The sequence below is a fragment of the Acidimicrobiales bacterium genome, from assembly GCA_016716005.1.
Taxonomy (GTDB): Bacteria; Actinomycetota; Acidimicrobiia; order Acidimicrobiales; family JADJXE01; genus JADJXE01.
Genome location: JADJXE010000001.1, coordinates 3,623,769 through 3,633,663 on the forward strand (window position 1 = coordinate 3,623,769; position 9,895 = coordinate 3,633,663).

6 protein-coding genes, 1 tRNA gene and 1 pseudogene are annotated in these 9,895 nt (G+C 70.2%); 7 read left to right on the plus strand and 1 reads right to left on the minus strand.

The genetic code is table 11. The annotated features are described in order from the left end of the window. Positions 1-78: 78 nt before the first annotated feature. From IPM45_17585 to IPM45_17615, 7 genes are all read left to right on the plus strand, one after another. On the plus strand, positions 79-1,068 hold the full coding sequence (locus IPM45_17585; protein ID MBK9181342.1) for an ABC transporter permease: 990 nt from the start codon (positions 79-81) through the stop codon (positions 1,066-1,068). Between the two features lie 136 nt (positions 1,069-1,204). Then, positions 1,205-2,044 carry an ABC transporter permease gene (locus tag IPM45_17590; GenBank protein ID MBK9181343.1) on the plus strand — a complete coding sequence of 280 codons (840 nt, stop codon included), beginning with the start codon at positions 1,205-1,207 and terminating at the stop codon, positions 2,042-2,044. After that, positions 2,041-3,198 carry an ABC transporter ATP-binding protein gene (locus IPM45_17595; GenBank protein MBK9181344.1) on the plus strand — a complete coding sequence of 386 codons (1,158 nt, stop codon included), beginning with the start codon at positions 2,041-2,043 and terminating at the stop codon, positions 3,196-3,198. The genes IPM45_17590 and IPM45_17595 overlap by 4 nt, the downstream gene beginning before the upstream one ends. Next, positions 3,195-4,247, plus strand: coding sequence for an ATP-binding cassette domain-containing protein (locus IPM45_17600; GenBank protein MBK9181345.1), 1,053 nt, complete (start codon positions 3,195-3,197; stop codon positions 4,245-4,247). Before IPM45_17595 ends, IPM45_17600 begins: the two co-directional genes overlap by 4 nt. Positions 4,248-4,324: 77 nt before the next feature. Then, the gene (secG, locus tag IPM45_17605) at positions 4,325-4,540 is read left to right on the plus strand and encodes a preprotein translocase subunit SecG (GenBank protein MBK9181346.1); all 216 of its coding nucleotides are present in this window, start codon (positions 4,325-4,327) and stop codon (positions 4,538-4,540) included. Positions 4,541-4,567: 27 nt separating this feature from the next. Continuing rightward, positions 4,568-6,187 (plus strand): ABC transporter substrate-binding protein, encoded by a 1,620-nt coding sequence (locus tag IPM45_17610; GenBank protein MBK9181347.1) that lies wholly within the window; start codon positions 4,568-4,570, stop codon positions 6,185-6,187. A gap of 95 nt (positions 6,188-6,282) precedes the next feature. Further along, positions 6,283-6,369 (plus strand) — tRNA-Leu (locus IPM45_17615). 138 nt (positions 6,370-6,507) lie between these two features. On the opposite strand, the pseudogene IPM45_17620 reads toward IPM45_17615, so the two are convergent. Then, positions 6,508-9,611 (minus strand): annotated as a pseudogene (locus tag IPM45_17620) (DUF3427 domain-containing protein). Positions 9,612-9,895 lie beyond the last annotated feature (284 nt).

Here is a 9,895-nt window from a genome sequence, read left to right on the forward strand (position 1 = left end):
CCACCCTCCCGGGACCGACCTCGACCTCGACCTCGACCCCGACCCCGACCCCGGCCCCGAGAGGAGCGGTAGGGCCCAGTGTCGAAGTTCGTACTCCGGCGTCTGCTCGGCGCGATCCCGCTCCTGTTCGTGTCGTCCTTCATCGTGTTCCTGCTGGTGGCCAACAGCGGCGATCCCCTGCAGGACCTGCGTGTCAACCCCCGCATCAGCCCCGAGCAGATCCGGGCGCGCGAGATCGAGCTGCACCTCGACGAGCCCGTCCTGGCGCGCTACGCCATCTGGCTGGGTGACGTCGTCCGCGGCGATCTGGGCGTCGACAACAAGGGCCAGGAGGTCGGCCCCCAGCTCGTGCGCAGCCTCGGGGTCACGCTGCGGCTCGTGGTGTTCTCGCTGTTCGTGGCCGTGGTGATCGCCCTGATCGTGGGGGTGATCAGCGCGCTGCGCCAGTACTCGCTGTTCGACTACTCGGCCACGTTCGCGTCGTTCCTCTTCTTCTCCCTGCCGGTGTTCTGGTTGGCGGCGCTGCTGAAGGAGTTCGTGGCCATCCGGCTCAACAACGTGCTCGAGGGGCTCGGCTTCAGCCGCTGGATCGGCACGATCGGCCAGGAGACCCCCAACTTCGAGGGTTCCGGCATCGAACGGTTCTGGGACGTGGCCGGCCACATGGTCCTTCCGGCCCTCACCCTGATCCTCATCAGCTTCGCCGCGTACAGCCGCTTCACCCGGGCCTCCATGCTCGACGTGATGAACAGCGACTACGTGCGAACCGCGGCGGCCAAGGGCATCCCCCGTCGGCGGGTCGTCGTCCGCCACGGGCTCCGCAACGCCCTCATCCCGGTCACGACGGTGGTGGCCCTCGACTTCGGTGCCGTGATCGGCGGAGCCATCGTGACCGAGCGCGTGTTCGGCTGGAACGGCATGGGCACGCTCCTCATCGACGGCGTGCTCTCGTTCGACGTGAACGTGGTGCTGGCCTGGCTGCTGATCACCGCGTTCGTGGTGGTCGTGTTCAACCTGCTCGCCGACGTCGCCTACGCGTGGCTCGACCCGAGGATCCGCCTTGGCTGAGATCGTCTACGAGCCGCCGGCGCCGCCGGCCGACGGGGGTGCCGAGCTCGCAGCGACCGGCGGCGCCGCCCCGGCTCCGGCCGATTCGGCCGGGCCCGAGCGCGAGTTCACGGTCGAGGCGCGCAGCGAGTGGCGGATGGTGCTCCGCCGCTTCCTGCACCACCGCCTGGCCATCGCCAGCCTGGTCGTGCTGATCCTGCTCGTGCTGCTGTCGCTGGTGGGCGGCCGGTTCTGGACGTACGGCTACGACGACATCATCCCGGTGGAGGACATCAGCCAGGGTCCGTCGTGGGAGCACCCCATGGGCACCAGCGCCAACAAGGACGTGTTCGCCCAGGTGCTCCGGGGGGCCCAGAAGTCGGTGCAGATCATGCTGCTGGTGGCGCTGTTCTCCACCGTGATCGGCGTGGTGCTCGGTGCCGTCGCGGGCTACTTCGGGGGCAAGACCGACTCGATCCTCATGCGCTTCATCGACCTGGTGCTGACGATCCCGATCCTCGCGGTCCTGGCCGTGCTCTCCAACAAGGTGACCCAGAGCGGCAACTGGTTCAGCCTCGCGCTCGTGATCGCCGTCCTGTCGTGGACGACCTTGGCGCGCATCGTGCGAGCCGAGATCCTGTCGTTGCGCGAGAAGGAGTTCGTGGAGGCCGCCAGAGCCGCGGGTGCCAGCGACCGGCGGATCATCTTCCGGCACATCCTCCCCAACGTGGTCGGCTCGATCATCGTGGCCGCCACGCTGACGATGGCGGCCGCGATCCTCATCGAGACGGCGCTGTCCTACCTGGGGCTCGGCATCAAGGCACCCGACACGTCGCTCGGCCTGCTGGTGTCCGAGGGGCAGACGAGTGCGCAGACACGCCCGTGGCTCTTCTACTTCCCGGGCCTGTTCATCATCATGATCGTGCTGTGCATCAACTTCATCGGTGACGGGCTCCGCGACGCCTTCGACCCGAAGCAGACACGGGTCCGGGCGTGACGGCCCTGGCCGCACCGCAGCCGGCGTCGGCCCCGCTGCTCGACGTGCGTGACCTCACCGTCGACTTCCCGACCGACGACGGCCTGGTGCGGGCCGTGCGCGGCGTCTCCTACACCCTCGGCAAGGGCGAGGTGGTCGGCATCGTCGGCGAGTCGGGATCCGGCAAGTCGGTCTCGTGCCTGGCCCTCATGGGGTTGCTCCCTCGCTCGGCTCGCATCGGCGGCTCGGCACGGCTCCAGGGCCAGGACCTGGTGGGCATGAAGCCCAACGACCTCAACGCGTATCGGGGCAAGACCATCGCCATGGTGTTCCAGGACCCCATGACGTCGCTGAACCCCGTGCACAAGGTGGGGGCTCAGGTGGCCGAGGCCATCCGGGCCCACAACCCCGTGAGCAAGGGCGAGGCGTGGGAGCGGGCCGTGCAGATGCTCGACACGGTGGGCATCCCGGAGCCGTCCAAGCGGGCCGGCCTGTACCCCCACGAGTTCTCGGGAGGCATGCGCCAGCGGGCCATGATCGCGATGGCGATGGCCAACGACCCCGAGGTGCTCATCGCCGACGAGCCCACCACGGCGCTCGACGTCACCGTGCAGGCCCAGGTGCTGGAGACGCTGCTCGAGGTGAAGGAGCGCACCGGCGTGGCGGTGCTGCTCATCACCCACGACCTCGGTGTGGTGGCCGGCATGGCCGACCGGGTGCTGGTGATGTACGCGGGCAAGCTGGTGGAGTCGGGCACCGTCGACAGCGTGTACTACTCGCCCCGGATGCCCTACACCGCCGGGCTGCTCGACTCGCTGCCCCGGCTCGACACCGAGGGGCTGCGCCTCACGCCCATCCCCGGCGCGCCGCCCTCGCTCATCAACCTGCCGGCCGGCTGCCCCTTCTCGCCCCGGTGCCCGCTGGCCGACGTCACGTGCCTGGAGGTGGAGCCCCACCTGCGGCCGACCGACGAGGACGAGCACCTGGCCGCGTGCCACAAGTGGGAGGACGTGGCCGGCGAGACGGGGGACGAGCCGCTCTTCGGTGGCGACGGCAGCGACCTCGTCCTGCCCGAAGGCACCGTCGACGAGTTCGAGGCCACGCACATCCCGCTCATCACCGCCGACCCCGAGGGCGCCACCCTGTCCGAGAACGAGCAGGGCCCGATCTGGTGAGCGACGCTCCTGCGCTCGCCGACACCCCGTCCGTCCCCCCCGACGCCGAGGGGAGGGGCCAGCCGATCCTCGTCGTGCGCGACCTGGTGAAGCACTTCCCGATCCGGGGCGGCTTCCTCGGCAACCGGTCGGTCGGCGACGTGCACGCGGTGTGCGGCGTGTCGTTCGAGCTCTTCCCCGGGGAGACGCTCGGCCTGGTGGGGGAGTCGGGGTGCGGCAAGTCCACCGCCGGCCGCTCGATCCTGCAGCTGGTCCGCCCCACGTCGGGTGACGTGGTCTTCGAGGGCCAGTCGCTCGTCGACCTGCCGCGCCCCCAGATGCGCAAGGTGCGTCGGCACCTGCAGATCGTGTTCCAGGACCCGTACGCCTCCCTGAACCCGCGCCTGCCCGTCAACGAGATCGTCGGCGAGCCGATGCGCATCCACGGCACCTACGGCCGCCGTGGCGAGGGCAAGGAGCGGGTGGCCGAGCTGCTCCGGCTGGTCGGCCTGAACCCCGAGCACGGCAACCGCTACCCCCACGAGTTCTCGGGCGGCCAGCGCCAGCGCATCGGCATCGCCCGGGCCCTCGCCCTCGATCCCAAGGCGATCGTGCTCGACGAGCCGGTGTCGGCCCTGGACGTGTCGGTGCAGGCCGGCGTGGTGAACCTGCTCGAGGAGCTGCAGGAGCGCCTCGAGCTGGCGTACCTGTTCGTGGCCCACGACCTGTCGGTGGTGCGGCACATCTCCGACCGGGTGGCGGTGATGTACCTCGGCAAGATCGGCGAGATCGGGACGAGGGACCAGGTGTATCGCGAGCCCCAGCACCCCTACACGCAGGCGCTGCTGTCGGCGGTGCCGGTGCCCGACCCCCGCAAGGAGCGCGAGCGGCGTCGCATCGTGCTCACGGGCGACGTCCCCAGCCCGGTCGACCCGCCCTCGGGCTGCCGCTTCCGCACGCGGTGCTGGAAGGCGCAGGACGTGTGCGCCGACGAGGAGCCGGTCCTCGTGGATCGGGGCGAGGGGCACGCCGTGGCGTGCCACTTCCCGGAGATCGCCGAGGTGATCTGAGCCCGCGTGGGCGTGCTGGTACGCTGCGGAGTCACCCGCTGCCACCCCTCAGGGAGCGTTCGCCCGTGCTCACCGTGATCCTGGTCATCTTCCAGGTGCCCGCCGCGCTGCTGCTCATGGTCCTCGTGCTGCTCCACAGCGGCAAGGGCGGCGGCCTGTCCGACATGTTCGGCGGCATGGGTTCGGTGGCAGCCGGCTCCACCGTCGTCGAGCGCAACCTCGACCGGATCACGGTCGTGGTGGCCCTCGTCTTCTCCTTCGCCACCATCGGCCTCGGCCTGCAGCTCAAGTAGCTGCCCGCCCGGCCGACCGGTCCCGGTGTGGCCCGCCGTCGCTGCACGCAGGGCTCGCCGGGGGCCGTCGCGAGCCTCGTCGTGCTGCTCGCGCTGCTGGCCTCGTCGTGCTCGCCAGCCACGAGCCTCTTCGGCTTCGGTGGGGCCGGCCTCCCGCCCCCGGCGGCCGGGGTGCTCCGCCTGGGGCTGGAGCTGCCGGCCTCCCTCGATCCGGCGCAGGCGTCCACCGGCTCGCAGACCGAGCTGATCCTGGCCGACCTGCTCTTCGACGGGCTCTTCGACGCCCCTGCGCCCGGGCGCGTCGAGCCGGAGCTGGTGGGCGCGTGGGACGTCGGGGACGACCAGCGCACCTTCAGCTTCGAGCTGCGGGAGGGGGTCACCTTCTCCGACGGCACGCCGATCACTGCCGACGACGTCCGGTTCACCATCGAGCGGGTCGTCCGGCAGGGACCCGGCTCGCCGGTGGCGGCTGCGCTCGCTCCCGTGGCCGGCTTCGACGCGTTCGCCGACGGCTCGGCCGACACCCTCGCCGGGCTGGAGGTGCCCGACGACCGGACCCTCGTCGTCCGCCTCGCCGAGCCGTTCGCCGAGCTGCCCGACGTGCTGGCCAGCCCGGTCCTGGGCGTGGTGCCGCGGGCCGCGGTCACGGCGGATCCCGAGGCGTGGGCCGAGCAGCCGGTGGGCAGCGGGCCGCTCGCCGTCGCCGAGCGGGCGGGCCGGGTGGTGCGGCTGTCGCCGGTGGCGGGCGCCGACCTGTCGGTCGACGAGGTCGACGTGGTCGAGTACGAGAGCCGCGACGCGGCGTACGAGGGGTTCGTCGGCGGCCAGGTCGACTGGGCCCAGGTCGGCTCGGAGCGTCTGCCCGACGCCGTCGCCCGCTACGGCGACGGCATCCTCACCCTGTCGATGGCCGAGGTGTTCTACGGCTTCAACCTGGCCGCCGACCGCTTCGCCGACGTGCGGTTCCGCGAGGCGATCGTGGCCGCGGTCGACCGGGAGTCGATCCTCGCCGACGTGTACGGGCCCGGGATGGCACCGATGACCGGGGTGGTGCCGCTCGGCCTGCCGGGCTCCGAGGACGACCCGTGCGGGGGTTCGTGCGCCTACGACCCCGATCGGGCGCAGGCGCTGCTCGCGGAGGCGTTCCCGGACGGAGGGATCCCGGAGGTGCCGATCGACTACGAGGACGAGCCGGCCCAGGAGGCTGTGGCCGGCGCCATCGCCGACGACCTGCGCGCGGTGGGGATCACCGCGGTGCTCCGACCCCGGCCCGCCGACGAGTACGCCGCGTTCCTGGACTCGGGCGAGGCCGGGCTGTTCCGCCTGGGGTGGATCGGCGCCTACCCGTCGGCCGAGGCGTACCTGGAGCCGCTGTTCTCGTCGAGGTCGGCCGACGACGTGCTGGCGTTCTCGTCGGCGTCGGTCGACGACGGCCTGGCGCGGGCCCGGGCGACCGCCGATCCGGCCATGCGGGCGGGTGTGTACTCGGCCGTGGAGCGCGAGGTGATGGCGGTCTTCCCGGTGCTGCCCCTCGGCCAGTTCCTCCTCGCCGGGGTGGCGTCCGACCGGGTGTCGGGTCTCGCCGTGGCGATCGACGGCACCTTCGACGTCAGGTCGGTGGCGGTGGCGCCGCCAGCGGAGAGGTGAGCTCGGAGGCCCCGTGGCGGGCCGTCGCGGGTGGCAGTGGCCAGCGGTCGGCGCGCTACAGTTCACCCTCGCCCCGGCTCCGGCCGGACGGCCACGTCGGAGTGGCGGAATAGGCAGACGCGCTAGGTTGAGGGCCTAGTGCCCGCAAGGGCGTGGGGGTTCAAGTCCCCCCTCCGACACCAGGGCTCACCTGCGGAAACGCTGTGGTGGAGGCGGCCATCGACCAGGTGAACACGGAGCACCCCGACCTGCTCCTGGACCTGGCCGTCGACGCCTACATGGGCTCCCACAAGGTCACCACGGACCGGGCCTGAGCAGCGTCAGGCGACGGCGGCACGGAAGGCGCTGAAGATGTCGCCCGGGAGGGGCTCGTGCAGCTCCCAGGTGATCTGCATGGGACGCTCCGAGCGGTGGTCAACGTAGCGCCCTCGACCCGCGCAGAAGTAGGGGCGAGTCCGGCCGCTGACGTCGGTGCGGCTGGACCGGACCAACAGCACCACGTTGGTGCCTCTCGCCTCGTGGTTGATGTACCGCTGGCCCATGGCGCTGGCCGTCGCCGTGGTCGACTGCGACTCCCAGTGGAACAAGCGGTCGCTGATGGCGTAGTCGCGGTAGCGGGTGGTCGGGGAGTAGTGCTTCTCGGTCTTCTGGAGGGTGATGAAGAACAGATCGGTCTGGCTGGGTTCGTGCCAGTAGACGCCCGTCTGGAGCGGGAGAGGCGTCGTCACCGTGGAGGCACCGAATCCCGCGAGCACCTCCTCGCGGGTGTAGGTGGCATGGACCTGGAGCGGCACCGGTTGCAGCAGGCCGAGCGGGGCGTGGAGGTGGGTGACCTGGTCCTCGAGGAGTGGCAGCAGCTCCCGCAGCTCGGCCCGCAGTTCGTCGTGGGACCACAGGTGTCGGGTGGCTTCGTCGACGGAGGTGAACTCGCCCTTCTTCGGACCGAGCAGCGTTAGCAGCAGGCCGTGGAGTTGGCGGGCTTGGCGCTCTTCGATGTCCTGTCCCGAGATCGGCTCGTGCGTGCCGAGAAGCGCGGTGTAGGTCTCGATGCGGTCGAGGTCGTCCACGTGCAGCAGGCGTGCGAGTCCACGGCCGAGGCGATCTTCGCCATCCGCTGCAGGGGGTCTCGAGGACGCCGGCGGCTCGGCGCATCTCGGTGAAGGAATGGCCGCCCTGGTAGACGTCGTCGCGTTCGAGGCCCGTCTCGTGGAGATAGGTGGGGAGCGATACGTCGCCGAGCTCTCGCAGCTCTCGCACCCGCTCGGGCCACCGGGTGGGAAGGGCGGTGCGGATGTTGTCGAGCACGATCGTCTTGGCGACAGGATCGAGCTTCACCTGGCAACCGGCGGGGAGGTAGGGGAAGTCCTCGGCAACATCGCGCTCGATTTCTCGACGGGTTCGGCCGAGCATCCGGCGGTAGCGAAGGTCGAAGCGGAACGACTTCGTCTGGTGGCCAACGAAGTCGAGGACCGTGAGTACGTCCTTGCCGTGGCTCCGCCGCAGGCCACGACCCAGCTGTTGGAGGAACACCGTCGCGCTCTCGGTCGGCCGGAGCATGAGCACCGCGTCGACAGCGGGAACGTCGATGCCCTCGTTGAACAGGTCGACCGAGAACAGGATCTGAACATCGCCCGACGCCAGCGCCCGCAAGGCATCGTCACGTTCGCTGGCGGGACTGTTGGCGGACACGGCACGAGACGTGATGCCAGCTCGGTTGAAGCGATTGGCGAGGAACTCGCAGTGGGCAATGCTCACCCCGAAGCCGAGGGCCCGCATGCGCTGGGGGTCGCCCACCTTCTCGCGCACCGCGGCGAGCACCTTGCCAACCCACAGGTCGTCGCCGGTGTACACGTTGGTCAGCTCCGTGGCGTCGTAGCCGCGTCCTCGTCGCCAGGTGATGCGGCGGAGGTCGGTGCCGTCATGGATGCCGTAGTAGTGGAACGGCGACAGCAGGTCCTGCTCCAGCGCATCCCACAACCGCAGTTCGACCGCCATGCGACCGTCGAACCACCGGAGGATGTCGAGAGAGTCCGTGCGCTCCGGTGTTGCGGTCAGCCCCAGAAGGTGGGCCGGGCGGAGGTGGTCGAGGAGCGTCGTGTAGGTGGTGGCGGCGGCGTGGTGGAACTCGTCGACGATCACCACGTCGAACTGCTCGGGGTCGAGCGCCTCCAGGTCACCGGCCGACAGCGACTGGATCGAGGCGAAGACGTGCTCCCAGTGCTGCGGCTTCTCGCCACCGACCCAGAGCTCCCCGAGGCTTCCATCCTGGAGCACGTGGCGGAACGTGGTTCGGGACGTCTCGAGGATCTCCTTGCGGTGCGCGACGAACAACAGCCTTGACCGGTCGAGCCGGCCGCGGAGCTGGCGGTAGTCGAGCGCGGCGACCACGGTCTTGCCCGTGCCGGTCGCCGCGACGACCAGGTTGTGATGTCGGCCTCGGCGGCGCTCGACCTCGAGCTGTTCGAGGATCTGTCGCTGGAAGGGGTACGGCTCGATGGTGAACGGCGTGGCGATGGAGTCGTCGACTTCCCTCGCCGTCGCGTCGGCGAACTGGGCGGCGTCGAAGGGCTCGAAGTGGGGATCGGCCCAGTAGGTCTCGAAGACCCGGTCGAAGCCCTCGATCAGGTCGGGATTGCGGCGCTCGGATGCCCGGACATTCCACTCGCGTCCCGTGACCTGCGCCGAGAACGTCAGGTTGGACGATCCGATGTACACCGTCGAGAACCCGGTGGCCCGGTGAAAGCACCACGCCTTGGCATGGAGCCGAGTACTGGCCGTGTCGTACGAGACCTTCACCTCGGCGCCGACGTCGGCCAGGGCCTGCAACGCTTGCAGCTCGGTGCTCCCGGTGTAGGTGGTGGTGATCACCCGCAACGGCTTGCCGGCATCGGTGTGCCGGCGGAGCGCAGGCAACAGATCGCACGCCGGTCCACCGGATGAAGGCCAGCACGAGATCGATCCGATCGGCGGACTCGATCTCCGCCACGATCTCCGGCCGACCGTCGGCTGATCGCGGGCGTTCGTCATCAGCACCGTGTCTCGCAGCGGCGTGAGCGGGCGCGGATGGTCAGGGCTCGCCGGTTGGTGCCAACGGCTCGACGGCGAGGAGGCGCTGCAGCTCCGGGCCGAGGCGCGAACCTGACCCGTCATCCGCACCGTGGCGATCGATCAGGAGATCCAACACCTCGGTGGCCAACGCAACTGCGGTGTCGTGGCGGTCCGCCGGCGATGCGGCGCGGACCGCATCCCGGACCCACTCGGCGATGATCTCGGCGATGCGGTCCGGTAGCTCGGCCGGCTCGATCTCATCGAGCTTGGCCCGCAACCGCCTCGCGTCGAGCTCGCCAATCTGTTCGATCAGCTCCTGGCTGAGGAGGGTGTCGTACAGCCCCGGCTGTAGCTCGTCCGCCCCCTGGCCCTCCATCCCCCGATTCTGGCCCAACGCTGGCGCAATGGACCGAGACTCGAGAGCATGCCATGCCTCACCCGGACCGCCATGAGGTTCCGCTGACCAGTGACGAGATCGGGCTCATCATCGAGGCGTTGGACAGCCATGAGTACTGGCAGTTGAGCGACCCCACCTGGAGGCACAGCGGTGCAGTGATCCTGCCCAGCGACGACGAGTCGTTCTGGGCGGAGCGGTCCTCCCGAGTGGCGAGGAGCCCGACTCGATCACCGAGATCGAGCGGTGCCGCGCCTGGCCGACCG

Excerpts from the sequence above, each read along its gene's own strand:
- IPM45_17590 (MBK9181343.1), top strand. The coding sequence starts at position 1,205 with ATGGTGCTCCGCCGCTTCCTGCACCACCGCCTGGCCATCGCCAGCCTG.